This window comes from Bacterioplanes sanyensis (assembly GCF_002237535.1).
GTDB lineage: Bacteria > Pseudomonadota > Gammaproteobacteria > Pseudomonadales > Oceanobacteraceae > Bacterioplanes > Bacterioplanes sanyensis_A.
The window spans coordinates 108,132-131,168 of the sequence record NZ_CP022530.1; the positions used below are offsets into that span (position 1 = coordinate 108,132).

20 protein-coding genes, 1 other RNA gene and 2 pseudogenes are annotated in these 23,037 nt (G+C 52.6%); 9 read left to right on the forward strand and 14 right to left on the reverse strand.

Translation table 11 applies throughout. The annotated features are described in order from the left end of the window. Positions 1 to 97: 97 nt before the first annotated feature. Both CHH28_RS00510 and fabA read left to right on the forward strand, forming a co-directional pair. The gene (locus tag CHH28_RS00510) at positions 98 to 1,216 is read left to right on the forward strand and encodes a beta-ketoacyl-ACP synthase III (RefSeq protein WP_094058475.1); all 1,119 of its coding nucleotides are present in this window, start codon (positions 98 to 100) and stop codon (positions 1,214 to 1,216) included. A gap of 130 nt (positions 1,217 to 1,346) precedes the next feature. Continuing rightward, positions 1,347 to 1,862 (forward strand): 3-hydroxyacyl-[acyl-carrier-protein] dehydratase FabA, encoded by a 516-nt coding sequence (gene fabA, locus CHH28_RS00515; protein WP_094058476.1) that lies wholly within the window; start codon positions 1,347 to 1,349, stop codon positions 1,860 to 1,862. Positions 1,863 to 1,916: 54 nt separating this feature from the next. On the opposite strand, the gene greA is transcribed toward fabA, so the two are convergent. Genes greA through carA form a run of 3 tightly spaced genes read right to left on the reverse strand, consistent with a single transcriptional unit; the run spans position 1,917 to position 6,787 of the window. Next, positions 1,917 to 2,393, reverse strand: coding sequence for a transcription elongation factor GreA (gene greA / locus CHH28_RS00520; protein ID WP_094058477.1), 477 nt, complete (start codon positions 2,391 to 2,393; stop codon positions 1,917 to 1,919). A 25-nt stretch (positions 2,394 to 2,418) separates the two neighbouring features. Then, a complete protein-coding gene (gene carB, locus CHH28_RS00525; protein WP_094058478.1) occupies positions 2,419 to 5,634 on the reverse strand; it encodes a carbamoyl-phosphate synthase large subunit in 3,216 nt (1,071 codons plus the stop codon). Between the two features lie 10 nt (positions 5,635 to 5,644). Continuing rightward, positions 5,645 to 6,787 (reverse strand): glutamine-hydrolyzing carbamoyl-phosphate synthase small subunit, encoded by a 1,143-nt coding sequence (gene carA, locus CHH28_RS00530; protein WP_094058479.1) that lies wholly within the window; start codon positions 6,785 to 6,787, stop codon positions 5,645 to 5,647. A 484-nt stretch (positions 6,788 to 7,271) separates the two neighbouring features. Between carA and CHH28_RS00535 the strand changes: the two genes are divergently transcribed. Next, positions 7,272 to 7,880: a TetR/AcrR family transcriptional regulator gene (locus CHH28_RS00535; protein ID WP_094058480.1), complete on the forward strand. Its 609-nt coding sequence runs from the start codon at positions 7,272 to 7,274 to the stop codon at positions 7,878 to 7,880. A gap of 54 nt (positions 7,881 to 7,934) precedes the next feature. Here CHH28_RS00535 and dapB read toward each other — a convergent pair whose 3' ends face one another. From dapB to grpE, 4 genes are all read right to left on the reverse strand, one after another. Beyond that, positions 7,935 to 8,738, reverse strand: a complete 804-nt coding sequence (dapB, locus tag CHH28_RS00540) for a 4-hydroxy-tetrahydrodipicolinate reductase (RefSeq protein ID WP_094058481.1) — start codon at positions 8,736 to 8,738, stop codon at positions 7,935 to 7,937. Positions 8,739 to 8,782: 44 nt separating this feature from the next. Then, positions 8,783 to 9,907, reverse strand: a complete 1,125-nt coding sequence (gene dnaJ, locus CHH28_RS00545; RefSeq protein WP_094058482.1) for a molecular chaperone DnaJ — start codon at positions 9,905 to 9,907, stop codon at positions 8,783 to 8,785. An 84-nt stretch (positions 9,908 to 9,991) separates the two neighbouring features. Then, positions 9,992 to 11,905, reverse strand: coding sequence for a molecular chaperone DnaK (gene dnaK / locus CHH28_RS00550; RefSeq protein WP_094058483.1), 1,914 nt, complete (start codon positions 11,903 to 11,905; stop codon positions 9,992 to 9,994). Positions 11,906 to 12,048: 143 nt separating this feature from the next. After that, positions 12,049 to 12,621, reverse strand: a complete 573-nt coding sequence (gene grpE, locus CHH28_RS00555) for a nucleotide exchange factor GrpE (protein WP_094058484.1) — start codon at positions 12,619 to 12,621, stop codon at positions 12,049 to 12,051. Between the two features lie 142 nt (positions 12,622 to 12,763). Between grpE and recN the strand changes: the two genes are divergently transcribed. Continuing rightward, a complete protein-coding gene (gene recN, locus CHH28_RS00560; protein WP_094058485.1) occupies positions 12,764 to 14,443 on the forward strand; it encodes a DNA repair protein RecN in 1,680 nt (559 codons plus the stop codon). 101 nt (positions 14,444 to 14,544) lie between these two features. On the opposite strand, the gene fur is transcribed toward recN, so the two are convergent. Next, on the reverse strand, positions 14,545 to 14,955 hold the full coding sequence (gene fur, locus CHH28_RS00565; protein ID WP_094058486.1) for a ferric iron uptake transcriptional regulator: 411 nt from the start codon (positions 14,953 to 14,955) through the stop codon (positions 14,545 to 14,547). An 85-nt stretch (positions 14,956 to 15,040) separates the two neighbouring features. Between fur and CHH28_RS00570 the strand changes: the two genes are divergently transcribed. Continuing rightward, complete coding sequence (locus CHH28_RS00570; protein ID WP_094058487.1) at positions 15,041 to 15,439, forward strand: outer membrane protein assembly factor BamE; 399 nt, start codon at positions 15,041 to 15,043, stop codon at positions 15,437 to 15,439. 4 nt (positions 15,440 to 15,443) lie between these two features. Here the strand turns inward: CHH28_RS00570 and CHH28_RS00575 are convergent, their stop codons facing one another. From CHH28_RS00575 to CHH28_RS00585, 3 genes are read right to left on the reverse strand one after another with little or no spacing between them, the layout of a single operon-like run. Continuing rightward, a complete protein-coding gene (locus CHH28_RS00575; RefSeq protein WP_094058488.1) occupies positions 15,444 to 15,752 on the reverse strand; it encodes an RnfH family protein in 309 nt (102 codons plus the stop codon). Further along, positions 15,745 to 16,176 carry a type II toxin-antitoxin system RatA family toxin gene (locus CHH28_RS00580; protein ID WP_094058489.1) on the reverse strand — a complete coding sequence of 144 codons (432 nt, stop codon included), beginning with the start codon at positions 16,174 to 16,176 and terminating at the stop codon, positions 15,745 to 15,747. The genes CHH28_RS00575 and CHH28_RS00580 overlap by 8 nt, the downstream gene beginning before the upstream one ends. A gap of 12 nt (positions 16,177 to 16,188) precedes the next feature. Then, positions 16,189 to 17,541, reverse strand: coding sequence for a sodium-dependent transporter (locus CHH28_RS00585; protein ID WP_094058490.1), 1,353 nt, complete (start codon positions 17,539 to 17,541; stop codon positions 16,189 to 16,191). A 301-nt stretch (positions 17,542 to 17,842) separates the two neighbouring features. Here CHH28_RS00585 and smpB point away from each other — a divergent pair, with 301 nt between their 5' ends. The 3 genes from smpB (at position 17,843) to CHH28_RS00600 (ending at position 19,479) form a co-directional block, all read left to right on the forward strand. Next, the gene (gene smpB, locus CHH28_RS00590) at positions 17,843 to 18,325 is read left to right on the forward strand and encodes an SsrA-binding protein SmpB (protein WP_094058491.1); all 483 of its coding nucleotides are present in this window, start codon (positions 17,843 to 17,845) and stop codon (positions 18,323 to 18,325) included. Between the two features lie 88 nt (positions 18,326 to 18,413). Then, positions 18,414 to 18,771: a transfer-messenger RNA gene (gene ssrA / locus CHH28_RS00595) on the forward strand. A gap of 348 nt (positions 18,772 to 19,119) precedes the next feature. After that, on the forward strand, positions 19,120 to 19,479 hold the full coding sequence (locus CHH28_RS00600; protein ID WP_094058492.1) for a serine hydrolase domain-containing protein: 360 nt from the start codon (positions 19,120 to 19,122) through the stop codon (positions 19,477 to 19,479). Between the two features lie 226 nt (positions 19,480 to 19,705). On the opposite strand, the pseudogene CHH28_RS00605 reads toward CHH28_RS00600, so the two are convergent. The 3 genes and pseudogenes from CHH28_RS00605 to CHH28_RS00615 all read right to left on the reverse strand — a co-directional run. Continuing rightward, positions 19,706 to 19,990: pseudogene (locus CHH28_RS00605) on the reverse strand (IS91 family transposase); the annotation flags it as partial. A gap of 11 nt (positions 19,991 to 20,001) precedes the next feature. Further along, complete coding sequence (locus tag CHH28_RS00610) at positions 20,002 to 20,931, reverse strand: substrate-binding domain-containing protein (RefSeq protein WP_094058493.1); 930 nt, start codon at positions 20,929 to 20,931, stop codon at positions 20,002 to 20,004. A gap of 123 nt (positions 20,932 to 21,054) precedes the next feature. Continuing rightward, positions 21,055 to 21,249 (reverse strand): annotated as a pseudogene (locus CHH28_RS00615) (IS91 family transposase); the annotation flags it as partial. Positions 21,250 to 21,706: 457 nt separating this feature from the next. On the opposite strand from CHH28_RS00615, the gene CHH28_RS00620 reads away from it, so the two are divergent. Beyond that, complete coding sequence (locus CHH28_RS00620; protein ID WP_094058494.1) at positions 21,707 to 23,023, forward strand: serine hydrolase domain-containing protein; 1,317 nt, start codon at positions 21,707 to 21,709, stop codon at positions 23,021 to 23,023. Positions 23,024 to 23,037 lie beyond the last annotated feature (14 nt).

A 23,037-nucleotide genomic window follows, 5' to 3' on the forward strand; every position in this document is an offset into this window, starting at 1 on the left:
CTAATCGGGAGTTGGAAGGGCGCGCAGTTACAGGGATAATGGCAGGATTTTATCGCTCTCGGCTTTGATCGCCCTCAAGAATAAGGTTACGCAGCGCATGTCAGATATTGTTATTTCAGGAACCGGCTTGTTCACCCCCCCTCACCAGATCACCAATGATGAACTGGTCGCTGCTTATAACGCCTATGTTGAGCGACATAACGAAGAATACGCCGAACAAATTGCCGCCGGTGAGCGTGAAGCATTGTCACCGTCTAGCTCAGAGTTCATCGAGAAAGCATCAGGTATCAAAGCGCGCTATGCCATGTATAAAGACGGCATTATCGACCCAGCCGTTATGCACCCGGTGTTCGATGCCACGCGCGAAGGGCAAACACCTGAAATGGTGACCATGGGCATCGCCGCAGCCAAAGAGGCCATGCAACAAGCCAATAAAAAGCCGGAAGACATTGATCTGGTGATTGTCTCCAGCACCTTCCGCCAGCGTGATTATCCGGGCATGGCGGTGGAGATTCAGCGTGACCTGGGCATTAAAGGCGCCGCCTACGACATGGGCATTGCCTGCTCGTCGGCGACATTTGGCATGATCAACGCCTATGCCGCGCTCAAAGCAGGCATTGCTCGCTGCGTTTTATTTGTAAACCCAGAGTTCACCACGCCAGGGTTAAACTTCAAATCGCGCGACAGCCACTTTATCTTTGGCGATGTCGCCACTGCCGCCGTACTGGAGCCAGAGGACAGCTGCAACAGCGAACATGCCTTCCGTATTCGCCACACCAAACAGTTCACCCAATTCTCCGACAACATTCGCAGCGACGCGTCTTACGCCGACTACTGCTTTGAAGATTTGCCAGAAGATCGCCCATTCTTCAAACAAGAAGGCCGTAAAGTCTTTAAAGAGCTGCTGCCGCTGGTGACTCAGTTCATCACCGAGCAGTTGGCCGAAAGCCAGCTGGAGCCGCAAGACCTGAAGCGCATGTGGTTACATCAGGCCAACATCAATATGAACAACTTTGCGGTTAAAAAACTGCTCGGCCGCGAGCCGGAGGGCAACGAAGCACCCATCGTACTGGACGAGTTTGCCAACACCGCATCGTCTGGCTCAGTGATCGCCTTCCACCGCTTTAAAGACGACTTTGCTGCTGGCGAAAGCGGCCTGATTTGCTCCTTCGGTGCCGGCTACTCCATCGGTAGCTTGCTGGTTGAAAAAGTGTAATTAGATCGGATTGCTACGACTTCGATAGGTCATTTCTAGCTTTATTGCATTTTTTTCAAAAAACCTTCATTAGGTGAACGCCTCCTCATGTGTCAGTCTGTCAGCAAAAAATGACACATGAGGATTCTCAATGAGCCAACCGTCTTCCTTCGATCGCGAACAATTATTGGCCTGCGGCCACGGTGACATGTTCGGCGAAGGCAATGCCCGCCTACCACTTCCCAACATGCTTATGATGGATCGCATCGTGCACATCAGCTCCGAGGGCGGCGCCTACGGCAAAGGCGAAATCATCGCCGAGCTCGATATTCGTCCAGACCTGTGGTTCTTCGACTGCCATTTTGAAGGTGACCCGGTAATGCCTGGCTGCTTAGGGTTAGACGCCATGTGGCAACTGGTGGGCTTCTTCCTTGGCTGGCGCGGCAACCCAGGGCGCGGCCGAGCATTGGGCTGTGGCGAGGTCAAATTTCGTGGCCAAGTGCTGCCCAAAGCAGAAAAAGTCACCTACCGCATCGACATCAAACGCGTGATGGAACAAAAGTTGGTGATGGGCATCGCCGATGCCCGCATGGAAGTGGATGGCCGAGAAATTTATCAGGCCAAAGATCTGCGCGTTGGTTTGTTTACCTCGACAGAAGATTTTTAAAGCGCCACAAAAAAGCCGGCTATTAGCCGGCTTTTTTAATCCATTGACGATGGCTTAGACGTGCTGAACCTGGTCAATTTCATATTCCACCGCACCGGCAGGAACTTGAACAACAACGATGTCGCCTTCTTCCTTACCAATCAGCGCACGCGCGATCGGTGACGAAATAGAGATGCGGTTGTTTTTAATGTCCGCTTCGTCGTCGCCAACAATCTTGTATTGCACTTCTTCGTCAGTGTCACAGTTAATGATACTGACGGTGGTGCCAAACAGCACTTTGCCCGTGTGCGGGATGCTGGTGATATCAATCACCTGAGCGTTGGACAGCTTACCTTCGATATCCTGGATACGGCCTTCAATAAACCCCTGTTGCTCACGTGCAGCGTGATACTCAGCATTTTCTTTCAAATCGCCGTGCTCACGTGCTTCAGCAATGGCCTCAATCACCTTCGGGCGCTCGACACTTTTGAGCTGTTGCAGCTCATCACGCAGTGCCTGTTCGCCTTCTTTGGTCATAGGGTATTTTTGCATACATCACTCCTTAACAGCGCGCCCATTAAATGGACGCGTGCAGTTCTTGTAGACGACGAACTTCGTTTAAGCCCGGCGAGCGCAGTGCTTCCACCACCGCCTCAGCGCCAGCCAAGGTGGTGGTGTAATAAACTTTGTGCTGCAACGCACTGCGACGAATGTCAGCCGAGTCGATAATCGCTTGCGCACCTTCGGTGGTGTTTACAATCAACGCGATTTCGTCGTTTTTAATCATATCAACAATATGTGGACGACCTTCAGTGACCTTGTTCACATGGTCAACCGCGACACCAGCCTGCTGCAACGCTTTGCAGGTGCCCGACGTCGATACCAGGGTAAAACCACAAGCGATCAGCCCTTTGGCCACATCCACAACGCCGTCTTTATCGGCATCACGCACAGACACAAACGCCACGCCGCCATGCGGAATGCTGGCGCCTGCTCCCAGCTGAGCTTTGTAGAAAGCCTCACCAAAGCTGGTGCCCGCTCCCATCACTTCGCCGGTCGACTTCATTTCAGGGCCCAGAATCGGATCCACATCTTGGAACTTGTTGAATGGGAATACCGCTTCTTTAACCGAGAAGTAAGGTGGAATAATTTCCTCGGTAAACCCGAGCTCCGCTAAGGTTTTGCCCGCCATTACTTTTGCGGCAATCGCCGCCAGCGACGTACCAATGCACTTGGAAACAAATGGCACGGTACGTGAAGCACGTGGGTTCACCTCAATGACGTAGATTTCGCCATCTTGCCAAGCCAACTGGGTGTTCATAAGGCCGATAACACCCAGCTCCAGCGCCATTTTACATACCATGTCGCGCATTTCGTCCTGCACATCGGCAGGCAAGCTGTACGGTGGCAACGAACAAGCGGAGTCACCCGAGTGAATACCGGCTTGCTCAATGTGCTGCATGATGCCGCCAATCACCACTTGCTCACCGTCACACACGGCGTCGATATCGACTTCCACCGCACGGTTGAGGAAGTAGTCGAGCAGTACCGGCGAGTCGTTCGACACCTGCACCGCTTCACGCATGTAACGACGCAGCGAGGTTTCGTCGTTGACGATTTCCATCGCGCGACCACCCAACACATACGAAGGACGCACCACCAGTGGATAACCGATGTCGTTGGCTTTCGCCACCGCTTCTTCTGCCGAGGTGACCGTTGCATTCACCGGCTGTTTCAGTCCCAGACGCTGAATCATCTGCTGGAAACGCTCACGGTCTTCTGCACGATCAATGGCCTCTGGAGAGGTGCCGATGATTGGCACGCCCGCCGCTTCCAGTTCATTCGCCAGCTTGAGCGGCGTTTGACCACCGTACTGCACGATCACACCCTTCGGCTGCTCTTTGTCGACGATTTCCAGCACGTCTTCCAGCGTCAGCGGCTCAAAGTACAGGCGGTCTGAAGTGTCATAGTCGGTAGAAACCGTTTCCGGGTTACAGTTGACCATGATGGCTTCGAAGCCTTCTTCCTTAGCGGCGAAAGCGGCGTGCACACAACAGTAGTCGAACTCAATGCCCTGACCAATGCGGTTAGGACCACCACCCAGCACGATGATCTTATCGCGCTCAGATGGCGCTGCCTCACACTCTTCTTCGTAAGTGGAGTACATGTACGCCGTGTCGGTGGCGAACTCGGCCGCACAGGTATCGACACGCTTGTACACTGGGCGCACACCCATCTTCTGGCGTTGCTTACGGAACGCTTTTTCGCTCACGCCCAACAGCTCGGCTAAGCGCGCATCGGAGAAGCCCTTGCGCTTGAGGCGATAAATACGGTCGGCATCCAACGAATGCGCGCTGCTGGCAGCAACTTCCGCTTCTTCTTTGATCAGATCTTCAATCTGAACCAGGAACCAAGGGTCCACAGCACAGTGAGCGAACACTTCTTCAACGCTCATGCCCATGCGAAAGGCATCGGCGATGTACCAAATGCGCTCGGCCCCAGGAGTGTTCAGTTCGGCAAAAATCTTATCGCGAGCGCCGTCTGCTTCGAGGTCCACCTTAGGATTAAAGCCAGTGGCGCCCACTTCCAAACCGCGCAGTGCTTTTTGCAGCGATTCTTGCTGCGTGCGGCCCATGGCCATCACTTCGCCCACGGATTTCATTTGCGTGGTCAAACGGGCATCGGCTTGCGGGAATTTTTCAAAGGTGAAGCGTGGAATTTTGGTCACGACGTAGTCGATGGATGGCTCAAACGAGGCTGGCGTCGCACCGCCAGTAATGTCGTTTTGCAGCTCGTCCAGGGTGTAACCCACCGCCAACTTGGCAGCGACTTTGGCAATCGGGAAGCCAGTGGCTTTGGAAGCCAGTGCTGATGAGCGCGATACCCGCGGGTTCATCTCAATCACCACCACGCGACCAGTTTTAGGGTCCACACCAAACTGTACGTTTGAACCGCCGGTTTCCACGCCAATCTCACGCAATACCGCTAGGGATGCGTCGCGCATCAGCTGATATTCTTTGTCGGTCAGGGTTTGTGCTGGCGCGACGGTGATGGAGTCGCCAGTGTGCACGCCCATAGGATCGAAGTTTTCGATCGAGCAAACGATGATGCAGTTGTCGTTTTTATCACGCACCACTTCCATCTCGTACTCTTTCCAGCCAATCAGCGACTCATCGATCAGCAGCTCATTGGTGGGAGACAAGTCCAGACCGCGCTGGCAAATCTCTTCAAACTCTTCTTTGTTATAGGCGATGCCACCACCACTGCCGCCCATAGTGAACGACGGGCGAATAATGCACGGAAAGCCCAAGTCTTTTTGCACTTCGCGTGCTTCTTCCAGCGAGTGGGCAATGCCAGCACGTGGACATTCCAGACCGATGTTTTTCATCGCCTGGTCAAAACGATCCCGGTCTTCGGCTTTGTCGATGGTGTCGGCATTGGCACCAATCATTTCAACGCCGAACTTCTCCAATACGCCAGCCTGCTCTAGGCCAAGGGCACAGTTCAACGCAGTTTGGCCACCCATGGTCGGCAGCAACGCATCGGGGCGCTCTTTTTCGATAATTTTCGCCACTGCTTCCACACTGATCGGCTCAATGTAAGTAGCGTCGGCCATCACCGGATCGGTCATGATGGTGGCTGGGTTCGAGTTCACCAGAATGACGCGGTAACCTTCTTCGCGCAGGGCCTTGCAGGCCTGGGCGCCGGAATAGTCAAACTCACAGGCCTGACCGATCACAATCGGACCAGCGCCAATGATCAAAATACTGCTGATATCGCTACGTTTTGGCATGGCAAGGTCCTTATTGGCGGGCTTTTTCAATCAGATCGATAAACTGGTCAAACAGCGGAGCAACATCGTGCGGGCCTGGGCTCGCTTCCGGGTGCCCTTGGAAACTGAATGCAGGTTTATCGGTACGGGCAATGCCTTGCAGCGTGCCATCGAACAGCGATTTGTGCGTCGCTTTGAGGTTGTCCGGCAAGGTCGCTTCATCCACCGCAAAGCCGTGGTTTTGCGAGGTGATCATTACCACACCAGACTCCAGGTCTTGCACCGGGTGGTTACCGCCGTGGTGGCCATGACCCATTTTGACCGTGCTAGCGCCAGAGGCCAGTGCCAACAACTGATGGCCCAAGCAAATACCAAACACAGGAATGTGGGTTTGCAAAATCTCTTTGATCGCCGCAATGGCGTAATCGCACGGCTCTGGGTCACCCGGGCCGTTGGACAGGAAGATGCCATCTGGATTCATCGCCAACACCTCACTGGCCGGCGTTTGTGCTGGCACCACCGTCAGCTCGCAACCACGCTCAGCCAGCATGCGTAGAATGTTGCGCTTAACACCATAGTCATAAGCCACCACTTTAAATTTGGGCGCTGTTTGCTCGCCGTAGCCTTTGCCCAATTGCCAATCGGCTTCAGTCCAGCGGTAGGCTTCTGCTGTGGTGACTTCTTTTGCTAGGTCCATGCCTTTCAGGCCGGGGAACGCCTGCGCTTGGGACACAGCGTCGTCGATACGCGCTTGCTCGTATGCGTCGTCACCGGCATATATGCAGCCATTGAGTGACCCTTTGGCCCGCAGCAATCGCGTCAGACGGCGGGTGTCGATGTCCGCGATGCCCAAAATATTGTGCTGCTGCAGGTACTCATCCAGAGCTTGCTCACTGCGGAAGTTGGAGGCCACCAGAGGCAGATCCCGAATCACCAAGCCTTTGGCAAAAATGCCGCGCGATTCTTCGTCTTCACGGTTGGTACCGTAGTTGCCGATGTGTGGATAGGTGAGAGTTACAATTTGGTTGGCATAGGATGGGTCGGTCAGAATTTCCTGGTAACCCGTCATAGAAGTGTTAAACACCACTTCTCCCACCGACAGTCCTGCAGCACCAAAACTGGTACCTTTAAACAGACTGCCGTCCTCAAGAGCAAGAATGGCTGGCGTAGGCAAGGCTCAATCCCCGAACAGATAGATGAACAAGATGAGGTCTGCATGTCTTCGGTGCCGCAGCGCTGGCGACTGGTCGTAAAAAAGCGGAATGGCGACGCTAACGACCCCATTCCGCTTTTAAACTGATTCATCAGGTGCCCTGATTGGCAGGCAACACCTCTGTACATACTGGACTTAACCCTAAATGATACTGAAATGGCCTGCTTTTGTCCATGCAGCCGGTCACGCCTCACAATGTCTGTGATGGCGGTACATAGCGGCATGAGCAATACCACAAGTTACACAATGTAACAATGCAGAAAAACAAACTTACACCGGATTTGGCTCCCCTAGCCGCTGCATCGTCCTTTATTATTATTGAGCGCTTTAACTACTAACAGCAGCTTAACTAGCGCCCTACTCTGAAAAACAGCACGCCTGTTCAGCTGAAAACAGGCACTCGCTATACAACAACAGCACCCGAGGAAGATGTGAGGACTATTTTATGCCTGTAGCCGTTGATGGACGTCGTCGTCTGCAACCCGAGGAGCGCAAGCGCCTATTACTGTCTCATGCGGTCGAAGTGTTTGCCCAACGTGGCATTGGTCGCGGCGGTCATACCGAAATTTCCGAAAGAGGTGGCGTCTCTGTTGCCACCGTATTCAATTATTTCAAAACACGTGAAGCACTGGTGAATGACGTTCTGGTCGAAGTTGAGCAATTTTTGCTGCAACTGGCAGAAGATGTGTATAAAGATCATGAAGATCCGGTGCAAGCCATTCGCGCCCACATCAAAGCGTTTTTACAGGCCTGTGAAGAACACCCTGAATACATCAAGGTATGGCTGGAATGGAGCGCCTCCGTGCGCGAAGACATCTGGCCCTCGTACCTGGAGTTCCAAAACAAGCTGCTGGACATCATCTCCAAGCAAATCGACAAGGGCATCAAAAGTGGTCAATTAGAGCCCGGCTTGGCGCCCAAAGAACGGGCACGCTGGGCATTGGGTAATGCACAAATGCTGGTGTCTATGGTGTTTGACCCCAATGGCAAACCTCGTGGCATGGCCAATATGGTCGAGCGCGGCTTTGATCACCTACTCGGCGTCAAAGCTTAATAGTCAGCAATAAAAAACGGGCCATTGGCCCGTTTTTTATTGCACGTCCTGAGCTTAAAAGCCCAACACGTCCTGCATGCCATACAGCCCCTGCGGCTGATCCACAGCCCACAGCGCAGCTCGCACGGCACCTTTGGCAAAGGTCATGCGACTTTGTGCTTTATGGGTAATTTCCACGCGCTCGCCTTCGGTGGCAAACATCACAGTGTGATCCCCCACCACATCACCGCCACGAATGGTTTCAAAGCCAATCTGCTTATGCGGCCGCGCACCGGTATGACCGTCGCGACCATAGACAGCGACTTCTTTCAGATCCCAACCCATGGTTTCCGCCAACACTTCGCCCATGCGCAGCGCCGTGCCAGATGGCGCATCGACCTTGTGGCGGTGATGCATTTCAATGACTTCGATATCACTGTCGTCGCCCATGACTGACGCCGCCATGCGCAGCAAATTCAGGCACAGATTCACACCCACCGAATAATTGGCCGCAAACACGATTGGATGATCCACAGACGACGCTTGCAACTGCGCCTTTTGCGCTTCATCCAACCCGGTGGTGCCAATCACAATCGGTTTGCCCGCTGCGCGACATAACTCTACATTGGCGATGGTCGACACCGGTGACGTAAAGTCGATCAGCACATCAAACTCGTCAATCTGATCGGCAATGGACGCACTGGTGTTGACCTCCAACGTCTTGCCTAAGCCAGCCAAAGCACCAGCATCAACTCCCAACATAGGGTCATTGGACAGCACAAAGGCCGCACCCAACGAGGCCTGTTCGTGTTGCTCCACCGCTTCGATCAGCACCCGGCCCATTCGACCGGCAGCACCGGCAATCGCAATTCGTGTCATAGCTATCCCGTTACACCGCCAAACTGGCCTTGCGGCCAGCTGGATCAGATTTCCTCAAAGAACTTTTTCACACCATCAAACCAGCCGGTTTTTTTCGGTGAGTGTTTTTCGCCATTCAGTGATGCTTGGAACTGACGCAACAGCTCTTTCTGCTCGCTGGTCAGATTCACCGGCGTTTCCACTTGCACGCGACATAACAGGTCGCCGGGCGATCCACCGCGTACAGGAGTCACACCCTTGCCACGCAGACGGAACAGCTTGCCACTTTGCGTTTCTGCCGGAATCTTCAGCTTCACGCGACCATCCAGAGTCGGCACTTCCAACTCACCGCCCAGCGCTGCATCAACAATGCTGATCGGCACATCACAGTAGAGGTTACGGCCATCACGCTGGAACAGATCGTGTTCGCGCACACTCACCTGCACATACAGATCGCCCGCAGGGCCACCCATGGCACCGGCTTCACCCTCACCCGATAAACGAATGCGATCGCCAGTATCAACACCCGGCGGAATCTTCACCGACAGGGTTTTGGTCTCTTCTTTGACACCACGGCCATGGCAGCTATCGCACGGATCTTCAATGATGGTGCCCTGTCCACGACAGGTCGGGCAGGTCTGCTGCACCGAGAAAAAACCTTGCTGCATGCGCACCTGGCCCTGACCGCCACAGGTGGTACAGGTTTTCGGTGACGTGCCAGGCTTGGCACCGCTGCCACCGCAAGGCTCACAACCTACCAAGGTTGGCACGCGGATGGTTTTTTCCACACCACGCACGGCTTCTTCCAGCGTCAGCTCCATGGTGTAGCGCAAATCGGCACCGCGCTGCGGGCCGCCGCGGCCGCCACGACCACCGCCGCCACCAAAAATATCGCCGAATACATCGCCAAAGATGTCGCTAAAGTTGGCACCGCCGCCGCCACCAAAGCCGCCGCCCGCATTCGGGTCAACACCGGCATGACCATACTGGTCATAGGCTGCGCGCTTTTGCTCATCGCCCAGTATTTCGTAGGCTTCGGTCGCTTCTTTAAATTTGGCGTCGGCTTCCGGGTCATCCGGGTTGCGGTCCGGGTGGTATTTCATCGCCAGCTTGCGATAAGCGCGCTTCAGCTCTTTGCTGTCAACGTCGCGCGCCACACCCAGAATTTCGTAATAATCTCGTTTTGACATACGTTCCGTATCCTGTAGATACACAAAAAACGCGGCCCTCAGGAGTCCTGCGGTGCCGCGTCATAACGTCAGAGCAGGCTCTGATTATTTGTCTTTCACTTCCTCGAACTCAGCATCGACTACGTCGTCGTCTTTGGCTGAATCTTGGTCACCGGCAGCATCCGCTGGGCCTTGCTGTTGCGCTTGCTCAGCGTACAGCTTTTGCGCCAGAGAGCTGGACGCTTCCGTCAGCGCTTGAGTTTTCTGCTCAATAGCTGCTTTGTCGTCACCTTTCAACGCTTCTTCCAACTCAGCAATGGCTTTTTCAATCGCCTGCTTCTCGTCGTCAGTCGCTTTGTCACCGGCTTCTTCCAGCGTTTTCTTGGTCGCGTGAATCAGGCCATCGGCGGTGTTGCGCACCTGAATCATTTCCTCGAACTGCTTGTCTGCTTCGGCATTCGCTTCAGCATCGGCGACCATTTTTTCGATTTCATCATCGCTCAGACCAGACGACGCTTTAATCACAATCGACTGCTCTTTGCCGGTGGCCTTGTCTTTGGCGCTCACGTTCAAGATACCGTTAGCGTCAATATCGAAGGTCACTTCAATTTGCGGCACACCGCGCTGCGCCGGTGGAATATCGCTCAAGTCAAAACGACCCAGTGACTTATTCTGTGCCGCCTGCTTACGCTCACCCTGAACCACGTGAATGGTCACGGCGGTTTGGTTGTCGTCCGCGGTTGAGAACACCTGCGACTTCTTAGTCGGAATGGTGGTGTTCTTGTCGATCAGCGGCGTCGCTACGCCACCCATGGTTTCAATACCCAGGGTCAGCGGAGTCACGTCCAGCAGCAGTACGTCTTTGACATCACCTGACAGCACCGCGCCTTGAATCGCTGCACCAACCGCCACCGCTTCGTCTGGGTTGACGTCTTTACGTGGGTCTTTGCCGAAGAACGCAGCCACTTTCTGCTGCACCATTGGCATACGGGTCTGACCACCCACCAGGATGACTTCATCTACTTCACCGGAGCTAACACCGGCATCTTTCAAGGCAATGCGGCAAGGCTCCAGTGAGCGCTCAACCAGATCTTCAACCAGGCTTTCCAGCTTGGCACGGGTCACTTTCACGTTTAAGTGCTTAGGACCGGTTGCATCCGCGGTGATGTACGGCAGGTTCACGTCGGTTTGCTGCGCAGAAGACAATTCAACCTTGGCTTTTTCTGCCGCTTCTTTCAAACGCTGCAGTGCCAATGGGTCATTGTGCAGATCGATGCCGCTGTCTTTCTTGAACTCGTCGGCCAAGTATTCGATCAAGCGCAAGTCAAAGTCTTCACCACCCAAGAAGGTGTCACCGTTGGTCGCCAGTACTTCGAACTGCTTTTCACCGTCGACATCGGCCACTTCGATAATGGAGATATCGAAAGTACCACCACCCAAGTCGTATACCGCGATGGTGCGGTCACCACCTTCTTTGTCGATGCCGTACGCCAGCGCCGCTGCCGTTGGCTCGTTGATGATGCGCTTCACTTCCAGACCAGCGATTTTACCGGCGTCTTTGGTCGCCTGACGCTGTGAGTCGTTGAAGTACGCAGGCACCGTGATAACGGCTTCTGTGACAGTCTCACCGAGGTAGTCTTCGGCGGTCTTTTTCATCTTTTTCAGCACTTCAGCTGAAATTTGTGGTGGCGCGAATTTTTCACCGTTGACCTGTACCCAGGCGTCGCCGTTGTCGGCTTCGATGATTTTGTACGGCACCATAGAGATGTCTTTTTGCACCACATCGTCGGCGAAGCGACGGCCAATCAGACGCTTAATGGCGAACAGGGTGTTGTCCGGGTTGGTCACCGCCTGACGTTTGGCTGGTTGACCGACCAGAGTTTCACCGTCGGTGTAAGCAATAATCGACGGGGTGGTGCGATCACCCTCGGCGTTCTCAATGACTTTGGCTTTGTCGCCGTCCTGAACCGCCACACAAGAGTTCGTGGTGCCCAGGTCGATACCAATAATTTTACCCATAGCTATTATCTCCGATCACCGCTCTGGGGCGGTTAACTCAATTGTTCAATATCTCGTTTTGCTGTCGGCCTGAAACCGCGATGTTCAGCGTTATTCTCTATGTAAGTGCGTAAAATCGCTTTTCAAGGCCTGATGTGGGGTTTTTATGCTTTCTCGTCCACTTTGCCAGCGCCTTTGCTGACCATCACCATCGCTGGACGCAGCAACCGACCACTGATCGTGTAGCCTTTTTGCATCACGGCAATGACGGTGTTGGCGGCTACGTCTGGGTTGTCGACCATCGACATCGCCTGATGCAGCTCCGGATCAAATGGCTGACCTTGTGGGTCGACGGCTTGCACCTGGAATTTCTCCAGCGATGCCAGCAAACCGGTCAGCGTCATTTCAACGCCTTCACGCAGTGCTTGTGTGGCTTCGTCATCGCCTGCCGCTGCCAGTGCTCGCTCCAGGTTGTCGACCACGGTGAGCATCTCGCTGGCAAACTTTTCCAAACCAAATTTGTGCGCTTTTTCAACGTCCATCTCAGCGCGACGACGCACGTTTTGCATCTCCGCCTGAACGCGCAATTGTTGTTCTTTCAGCTGGGTAATTTCTTCCAGCGCCTTACTCAGTTGATCGTCCGCGTCGACGGCGTCGTTGAGCTCGGCTTGCTCTTCAGCCGTCTCTACTACGGCCTCATCGATAGTAGTGTCGTCTTGTTTGTGCTCGTCAGACATCCAACTCTTCCTCAATCGTCATTCTGCTGGGCTGTATATGGGAACGGTTACAAAACTTTCAAGGGCTAACATGCGATTCCCTTGACAGATCGGTCCACTGTATATAAAAACACTGTATATCCATTCAGGTAGGAGCAACCTTATGCTCAGTCATCTGTCTATTCGCCAATTTGCTCTGGTTGAGCAACTGGAACTGGAATTTCAGCACGGCATGGTGGTAATCACCGGTGAAACTGGCGCCGGTAAATCCATTTTGCTGGACGCCTTAGGGTTAGCACTGGGAAACCGCGCAGAAGCAGGCTTTGTGCGCCAAGGGGCAGAACGTGCAGAAGTCACTGCCACTTTCCAGCTGACACAGGCCGCACGCCAATGGCTGCAGGATAAAGAACTGCTGGAAGATCACCCCACCGAAGAGCAGCAGGACGTATTGTTACGCCGTATTGTTTCCAACGAAGGCCGCTCTCGTGCCTACATTAACGGCCACACCTGCACTCTGAACGAACTGCGACAGCTGGCCGAATGTCTGATCGATATCCACGCACAACACGCCCATCAACGCTTACTGCAACCGGATACCGCGCGCCAATTGTTGGACAACTTCGCCGGCCTGAATGAGATGCGCCAGCAAGTCAGCCAGCATTTTCGCCTATGGCAACGCACCGAACAGACCCTACGCCAGTTGCGCGAACACAGCGCCGAGAACGAAGCGCAAAAGCAGCTGCTGAGTTATCAAGTGGAGGAACTGCGAGAACTGGCGCTGGGTGAGCATGAACTCGAAGAGTTAGAGCGCGAGCACAAACGCTTGGCTGGCGCTGAGACGGTATTGCTCAGTGGCCAGCAAGGGCTGGTACTGTGCTTAGGCGATGAGCATAGTGATACCAGCGCTGTGCAACTGGCATGGCAGGCCATCCAACAACTGCAAGCACTCGATGACGAACATCCGGATTTAAACGATGCCAAAGAACTGCTGCAGCAAGGCCACATCCAATTGGAAGAGGCCGGGCTGTCGCTGCAACGCTATTTAGAACAAGTCGACATCAACCCTCACCGTTTGCAACAAGTCGAAGGGCGCCTGAGCGAACTGTTCAGCATGGCGCGCAAACACCACACCACGCCTCAGTCTTTATACGATCATTGGCAGCAGCTGGAGCAACAGCTGGCCGATATCAGCCTGTCGGATGACGATCTGGAGCTGCTGCAACAGCAAGCCGTTGAGCTGCAGCAACAGTATCAGCAGCAAGCTGAGTTGCTGTCACAGCAGCGCCAAGCCGCTGCGCAACAGTTGGATCAGCAGGTGGCGGAGCAGCTGCAGGTTCTAGCGCTCGGCCAAGTCGTGCTGCAAACCGGCATCACCAGCGCCAAAGCCGCCAGCCATGGCATCGACACAGTCGAATTGTATGTGCAAACCAACCCAGGTATGCCGATGGGACCTTTGGCCAAAGTCGCCTCTGGCGGTGAGCTGGCACGCATCAGCCTAGCGATCCAAGTCGTCACGGCACAAAGCAATGACATCGGCTGCATTATTTTTGACGAAGTAGACGTGGGCATCGGTGGCGGCACCGCCGAGCGCGTTGGTCGCTTAATGCGGACCTTGGGAGACCAAACTCAAGTAATGTGCGTTACCCACCAGCCACAAGTGGCTGCTCAGGCGCACCAACATTTTCAGGTGAGCAAGATCAGCGGCGATCAAGCAACGCACACCCATATCCGTCAGTTAAATGATCAGCAGCGCTGTGAAGAAGTGGCGCGCATGCTCGGAGGCATTGACATCACCCGCCAGACGCTGGCCCACGCACAGGAAATGCTTAAGCTGGCACACTGATCCTAGTGAACCGAACTTAGTACACCGAACTCAGTGAACTAAGTCTGGCGCATAAAAAAGCCCGGGCTAGCCGGGCTTTTTTATGCTGAGGTGGTGTCAGCTCAACGATTCTTCTTTCTGACGTACAGCACCAAGCTGTGATCGACCAGATCAAAACCTTTGGCTTCCGCAATTTCGTGCTGCAAGCGCTCAATCTCGTCATTGGTGAATTCAATCACAGTGCCGTCATCAACATCGACCATGTGATCGTGGTGTTCACCACGCGCCAGTTCAAACACAGAGTGGCCGCCATCAAAGTTATGGCGCACCACCAAGCCGGCGCTTTCAAACTGAGTGAGCACGCGATACACAGTCGCCAGTCCGACATCTTCACCGTTATCAATCAGTGAACGATAAACGTCTTCTGCACTCAGGTGAGCATCAGGATTGTTCTCCAAAATGCTCAGGATTTTGACCCTTGGCAAAGTTACCTTCAGGCCCGCTTTACGCAATTCGACGTTTTGATCGGACATTGCTTCCCTCGAATATTTCACAGCATTGAGACTTATCAGGTATCATCGCCAGCCACGTCGCAAGCCTACTGACGAGATACACCGCATGCGAGCTCTAATTCTGACTGTTTCACTTGGTATTGCAACCCTTTCCGGTTGCGCCTTTCCCGGTGTTTATAAGCTGAACATCCAACAGGGAAATATCGTAACTGCTGACATGCTGCAGCAGCTTGAACCCGGCATGACGCAACGCCAGGTGGTGTTTGTGATGGGCACACCGGTGCTGCGCAACCCATTTGAGCAACGGCGCTGGGACTATGTGTATTCACTGGAAAAACGCGATGAGGTAGTGAAATCTTACCGCATCAGCTTGTTCTTTGATGAACAGGGCCGTTTTAGCCACCACACAGGTTCACTGCCAGACGAGGAGTTCAGCGAAGAAAATCAGTTGAACACCTTGCCTGAAGAACAGGTGTCACCGAATACCATTGAAGTGGCTGAATAAGCCGTTAGCCGTTGTCCGATTTGGCGGCTGCTTTGGCCGCCCGATTGGCACGTGCCTGTTTCGGGTCGATCAACAGTGGACGATAAATCTCGATACGGTCCCCCTGGCGTACGGTGTCTTTTTCCGGTGCTCGGGATGCCTTACCAAATATGCCGAACTTGGCTTGGGTGAGATCCAACTCAGGAAACTCTCCCTCGATGCCGGAAGCCCTAACCGCGTCCAACAAAGAGCTGCCTTCTTCGACCTTAACGCTCAAAATGCGCTGCTTATGAGGTAAGGCGTAAGCGACTTCAACCTCAACCCACTCAGCCATACACGTCTCCTGCTCGGCTTACAAAGGCATCCACCATAGAGTTGGCTATTTGTTTGAAAATAGCGCCCATGGCAGCTCCAGCCAACTTGTTGGCCATCTCAAATTCCAGCTCCAACGACACTTTGCACGCGTCTTCGGATAAGGGTGTAAACAACCAAACACCGTGAAAGTGGGAGAAAGGACCGTCCACCAAACGCATATCCATGCGCTGTGGCCGTTGTAGGTCGTTGCGAGTGCTAAAGCTTTGATGAAAGCCCGCTTTAGCAATGGTTAAGCGGGCCTCAATAAAGTCCTCGCCTTCGGCCAGGACTTCGGTGTGCTCACAGCCGCTGAGGAATTCTGGATAACGACGAACGTCATTAACCAACTCGAACATTTCCTCAGCGCTGTGCATTACCAGCGCACTGCGGGTAATTGTGGTCATGCGTTTTCCTGCTTACAGCAGTCCGTTCACAAAGATGAACAGTACCGCTAATGGTGATACGAAGCGCAACATTACGCGCCACACATTGTACACCATCTCGCTTTGAACATTGGCTTCCTTCGCCACTGCACGCTCTTTCATAAACCAGCCAACGAAGATCGCGATCAGCAGACCACCCAGCGGCAGCATGATGTTCGAGGTCAGGAAGTCGAGGTTGTCGAAGAAGGTGCCTTTGAGGAAGGTAAACTCAGACAGCTCATTAAATGACAACACAGTCAGCATGCCCAACAACCAAGCCGCACCACAAACGATGATGGTTGCCACCACACGTGTTGCGCCTTTTTCTACCGCCCAAGCCACAGCTGGCTCAGCGATTGAAATGGCCGAACTCCAAGCAGCAATAGCGACCAGAATAAAGAAGGCGGTACCGATAAACTCACCACCTGGCAAGCTACCAAACGCCACTGGCAAGGTCTGGAACATCAAACCAGGGCCCGCGCCTGGCTCCAGGCCTTGGCTGAATACGATGGGAAAAATCACCAAACCTGCGGTCAGCGCCACCAAGGTATCCAAGATACCAACCGTGATCACGGTTTTACCCAGTGATGCATCCTGCGGCATGTAAGCACCGTATGCCATGATGGCACCCATGCCCAGCGACAAAGTAAAGAAGGCGTGGCCCAGAGCTACCACTACGCTGTCCGTCGTCAGTTTGCTGGCATCAAAGCTAAACAGGAACTTGAAGCCTTCAGCAAAGCCTGGCGTGGTCATGCTATAACCCATCAACAGCACCAGCATGATAAACAGCAGTGGCATCAAAATGCGTACGGTTTTTTCCAGACCTTCCTGCACACCACGAGCAATCACAAACCCGGTGAGGATGATAAATATGGTATGGAAAATAGTGAGTGTGACAGGATCGGCCAGCAAGGCACCAAAAATCTGACCCGCCGCTTCGCCATCGGCACCGGTAAAATCACCACTGATCATTTTACCTGTGTAAGACAGCGTCCAACCGGCGATGACACTGTAAAACGATAAAATAAAGAAGCCAGCCAAAGCACCGAGCCAGCCGATACTGCGGAAAAACTTCGGCGCGTTATATTCCTCAGACAAGTGCTTCATGGTGTTAATTGGGCTCATGCGCGCCTTACGGCCCAGCAGAACTTCCGCCATCATCACCGGGATACCCGCCACCAAGATGCACGCCAAATACATCAGAACAAAGGCGCCACCGCCATTTTCCCCGGTAATGTAGGGGAACTTCCAGATGTTACCCAAGCCCACCGCTGAGCCAGTTGCCGCTAGAATAAAAGTCCAGCGACTTGCCCAGACGCCGTGCATACCACGTTTATCTGCCGCCATTAGTCTTCCTCTCTTGTTCTGTTTTATTAGTTATCTTGGCATTGTCAGGAATTCAATCCCGGCGCTCAAGGAGCAAAACTACCGTATGGGGGCGCAAAACGCACATCTTCTTTACCGACTTCCTGTTGGCACTGTATTGACCCGCGCTCACTGACCGAAAATGTCCAATACCAAAGCGATAACACCTGTGGTTAACCACTCTTAGGCATGGCGCTTGATCACTTAAACACCAATGTCACCTTTGGGTAAGTTGCTCACAGCCCCTGCCCAACGGCCGTGGCCTCGGATATAATCCGCCGCCATGAGCAAAAAGAAAAAACCAAAAGTCAGCGGCAACACCATTGCGCTGAATAAAAAAGCCCGCCATGACTTCTTCCTGGAAGACAAAACCGAAGCCGGCGTCAGCCTGTTGGGTTGGGAAGTAAAGTCACTGCGAGCGGCCAAATGTCAGCTGCTGGATTCCTACATTGTGTTTCACAAGGGCGAAGCGTGGCTGACCGGTGCTTTGATCACGCCGCTGGATCAAGCCTCCACACACGTGGTGGCCAACCCGAGACGTGAGCGTAAATTATTGCTGCACCGCCGAGAGCTAGAGCGCCTGATGCAAAAGGTACAAGCGAAAGGCTACACCTGTGTGTGCACCGCGCTGTATTGGAAAGACCATCGCGTCAAAGCGGAAATTGCCCTGGCCAAGGGTAAACAAAGCCATGACAAGCGCGCCACGGCCAAAGATAAAGACTGGGCGAAGCAAAAAGAACGAGTCATGAAGCATTCAGTTCGCTGAGTGACTATGGTATTGTTCGCCAACTTGAGCGGAACTTTTGGCTAAAGCCTTCCTCTCACTGATTGCCACTAGCGGCAACACCGGATTCGGGGATGATCTGGATTCGACGTTGATTACGAAGCTATGGGTGCATGCCGAGAGCGTACGACGATCTCGTTAATAAACGTTGTACACTAGTTATAGTCGCAAACGACGAAAACTACGCACTAGCAGCTTAAGTCTGCTTACCTCTGAACTCAGGTGCCTGTAACTGGGGGACGAGGGCATAGCCCTACAGGATCGCCCGGATGCTTCGCTCGGAGCTGAACGGTTAAACTTAAATCGAGCTCGCTAGCTACGCCCTGTCCCTCGGGCCGTAGTCGGCTAAATCAGTAGAGAAGACTAAGCATGTAGATCCTCTAGTGGAGGATTGGCGGACGCGGGTTCAACTCCCGCCATCTCCACCAAATATCAAACCCCAAGCAATAGCATTGCTTGGGGTTTTTTATTGCCTGCCCGATTTACCAGCGCAAACACGCTCGATCTATTCAAGCCGACGGCCACAAGGTTAACCAAAGCAAGCCAACACCGTCAGCTATCTCATCTGACACATCTCTAAACGGACTCAGCGATTGATCAAAGGCGCCTTCCAGCAAAGATGATAGTGCCATTGGATTTACATTGAGTTCACACGCATAGCGATACCTTGTTTCGACACGACAACAGAAACGATCAACAAACGAGGTGTCCGCATGAACCACTCACAATATTGCAAGGTGAAAACAGCATTTACCAGCGCGGTGTCTGCCGTATAAATGAACTTTGCAGCGTCAACCATAGCTGCAGAGTCGCCCGAGCCGCTGGTCATTGCGACCTTACCAACTCAACACGTTGCCGCCACGCAACTAGACTATGCCGTCGAGGCCCTACTAGCCGAACATCAACTCCCTGGGCTGGTGTTAATGATTAAACACAAACAGGAAGTGCTGCATTACAGTGCTTACGGACAAGTCAACCGAGACAAACCAGAGCTCATCAAAAAAGATGCATTATTTCGTATCTTTTCGATGAGCAAACCCATTACTGCCGTTGCGCTACTGCAATTAGTCGATGCAGGTAAGCTATCCGCGAAGGATTTGCCCATCTTCACTGCTTTCAAGCCCATCAAGCTCTGAAACGTACATTTCAATCCCTCGATATTTCCCAATTAACCGACTCTGAACTGGCTGAGTTAAAAGAAATGATCATTGCAGAAGAAAATGCCCGTGGTCGTCAGGTGGATGATGGTGATGTGGAATTATTCTAAAGCCATTCTATTAGCCCTAATAGCTGTTTCTTCAGTCCTTTGTCGTGCGGATGCTCAATTGAAATTGGCAGTGTTGAATTTGAGGTTTGGGATCGTCAATCAAAGAGACGACTCTGCGATGGGTCGAACAGGTTGGAAGTCAGTGGCGGTGCTCGCTCTGGTGGCAACTCGTGCTGCTTGGCTGCATCCGCCGTGGCGGTTTTCTGCTTAAGGTGTTTAAGAATCTGCTCAATGACCTTGGGGTCTTCGATGCTGGCAATCACTTTGACCTGGCCACCACAGTGTTCGCAGACTTCGATATCGATATTGAATACTCGCTTCAGTCGTTGCATCTAGGTCATGGCGCGGTGCCGGTCTGCTGGACTCTTGTCGTGCCAGTTAACCGTCTGAATCAATCGTATTTCATTAACAATGCCTGATTGACGCTAGGCAGAAGCATGTTTTCTTTGGTGACAAAAATGGTCTCAGTAGCGATGTTTTTGGAGTATTCTTGGCCTAGGAAGGCTTGATACACGGTATAGACGCTTTTGTAGCCCATTTCGAAAGGTTGCTGGATGATCAGTCCATAAATAGAACCGTTTTCTAGTGCATTCACCAGATAGTCATTGGAGTCGAAGCCGATATGAACCAATTTTTGTGTAGATGGAGTAGTATCGAGTGCCATGAGAACAGCTAACGTTGTCGATTCATTCGGTGTAAATATGCCGTCTAGTTTGCCGGTTTTCTTTGCAAGAATTTGCTCTGCGTTTTTGCGCGCTTCGCCAATTATAGTACCTAGGTAGTTATCGATAGCGATACTAAGCCCTGATGCGGTAGCGCCGTCGATAAAGCCCTTTTCACGAGCATCGGTGGATATCACGCCCTTTTTCATTCTAAGCAATGCTACCTTCCCTTTATTCCCTAACTTTTTGGCCATCTCCTGGCCAGCTATTACGCCTGCTTGGTAGTTGTTGGTTGCAACAACACTGACCACATCAGCAGAGCCAGTATCGCGATCAAAGTAGACTGTGGGTACCCCCGCTTCTTTCAAACGGGCGACATCATAGGCCCTATCTTGGGTATTTGGTGCTAAGGCTAAGCCAATACAGGCATTCTCCATGACTTGATCTATAATGTAGCGCTGAGCATTGACATCAGACTCATCGTGGGGACCACGAAAGTAAATTTTAAGGCCTAATTCTTGGCCTGCTTTTTCACTTCCTGCTTTGACTGACTTCCAGAAATCATGCACGGAGCCTGCTGGGACAACGCCAATGCAATCCTGAGCAAGCGAAAAAGAGCTATATATCAAAGCAAGTAAGTAGAGTACTCTTCGTGCCATATTCACATTGCAGATCCTTCATCTTGTGTCTGGTATGTGGGAGATCAAGTCATTCGATATTATTAACCCTAGTTCACTTGAGTTAAGATCACCAAGAAGCGCAATCACAAGACACAATGCCTGCAGCAGGGCCGCACTCTCTGCCATCCGGCGGGCACCGCAACTCACGGCGTTTACAGCTGAAGGCGACTAAGCGCTCGTGATGGCAAAGTGCTGTTCAACCAGCTGGTAGAGGAGCGTTTGGTCGGGTTGGTGGCGCTCGTAATCGTTTGTTTGAGTGGGCGATTGACTCGCCGTGGCGTTCCTTGCCAGTGACATGGGTATCTTCCGCTGACACTGTGGTTATGTACAGTGTAGCGGCTTGCGGTCAGACGTCCTGTCTGGCCCAAGAAATTGCTCAACACTTAACCCGCATTAGCCCTTACGAGTTGTTATCAGCCCCTATCGGTTGAGCGAGAAGGTTTTGGGTTCAGGGTCATACTGCTCCACCAAATATCAAACCCCAAGCAATAGCATTGCTTGGGGTTTTTTATTGCCTGCCCGATTTACCAGCGCAAACACGCTCGATCTATTCAAGCCGACGGCCACAAAGTAAACAAAGCAAGCCAACACCGTCAGCTATCTCATCTGACACATCTCTAAGCGGGCTCAGCGATTGATCAAAGGCGCCTTCCAGCAAAGATGGTAGTGCCATTGGATTTACATTGAGTTCACACGCGTAGCGATACCTTGTTTCGACACGACAACAGAAACGATCAACAAACGAGGTGTCCGCATGAACCACTCACAATATTGCAAGGTGAAAACAGCATTCACCAGCGCGGTGTCTGCCGTATTAATGAGCTTTGCAGCGTCAACCATAGCTGCAGAGTCGCCCGAACCGCTGGTCATTGCGACCATACCAACTCAACACGTTGCCGCCACGCAACTAGACTATGCCGTCGAAGCTCTGCTAGCCGAACATCAACTCCCTGGGCTGGTGTTAATGATTAAACACAGACAGGAAGTGCTGCATTACAGTGCTTACGGACAAGTCAACCGAGACAAACCAGAGCTCATCAAAAAAGATGCATTATTTCGTATCTTTTCGATGAGCAAACCCATTACTGCCGTTGCGCTACTGCAATTAGTCGATGCAGGAAAGCTATCCCTCGACGATGATATTCGAACCTATCTTCCAGAATTGGATGCCTTCGAGGTGGATGGCCAGCCTCAAACCGTCACCATCCATCATCTTTTGTCGCACACAGCTGGTTTTGGTTATGGCGGCGGAATAAAAAACTGGGTCGATATTCGCTACCTTCTGGCAAACCCATTAAGTCGAAAGAACACACTGGATGACATGGTCAGTGACCTTTCTGGCATCGACTTAAAATTTCGTCCCGGCGAGCGCTTTGAGTATTCCATCGCCAGCGATATACAAGGTGCCATCATTGAAAAAGTGACGGGACAGACGCTGGACAGCTACTTATCAGAGCACATTTTCGAGCCGTTACAGATGCATGACACCCACTTTTTTGTTCAACCAGGTAATGAGGAACGCTTGGTCGACATGTACGAATACCAAGCATCGACATTTGAAGAGGCGCATACCTACAACAAAAACAAAATAGTTTTCGCCGAACATGGCCATGACAGTGATTACCTGAAAAAGCCCGCTCTGCTCTCGGGTGGTGGCGGTCTGATATCCACAGCTAAAGACTACAGTCACTTCGTTTCTATGTTATCAAATGGCGGGACATTTAATGGCCATACACTTCTGTCCAAACAGATGACAAGCACTATGCTGAGCACAAAAACCCAAGGGTTAGATACTCACTTTATGCCGAGACTATACAAAGGTGCGGGCTTTGGTTACGGTGTTGGTATTAAAGAAACAGCGGGAGACCTGCGTCAACAAGGGTCTTTCTTCTGGGCTGGAATGGGAGGGACCTTATTCTGGAGCGACCCAAAATCTGAACTCGAGGTGGTCGCCATGATGCAAGTGGAAGACGGCTGGATTGCTCTGGAGAAGTGGCTGATTCCTCAGGTATATCAGTTCATCGATCGCAGCAGCCAAGTTACCGCAATACAATACGCTTCAATTAACTAAACCCGGTAAAACCT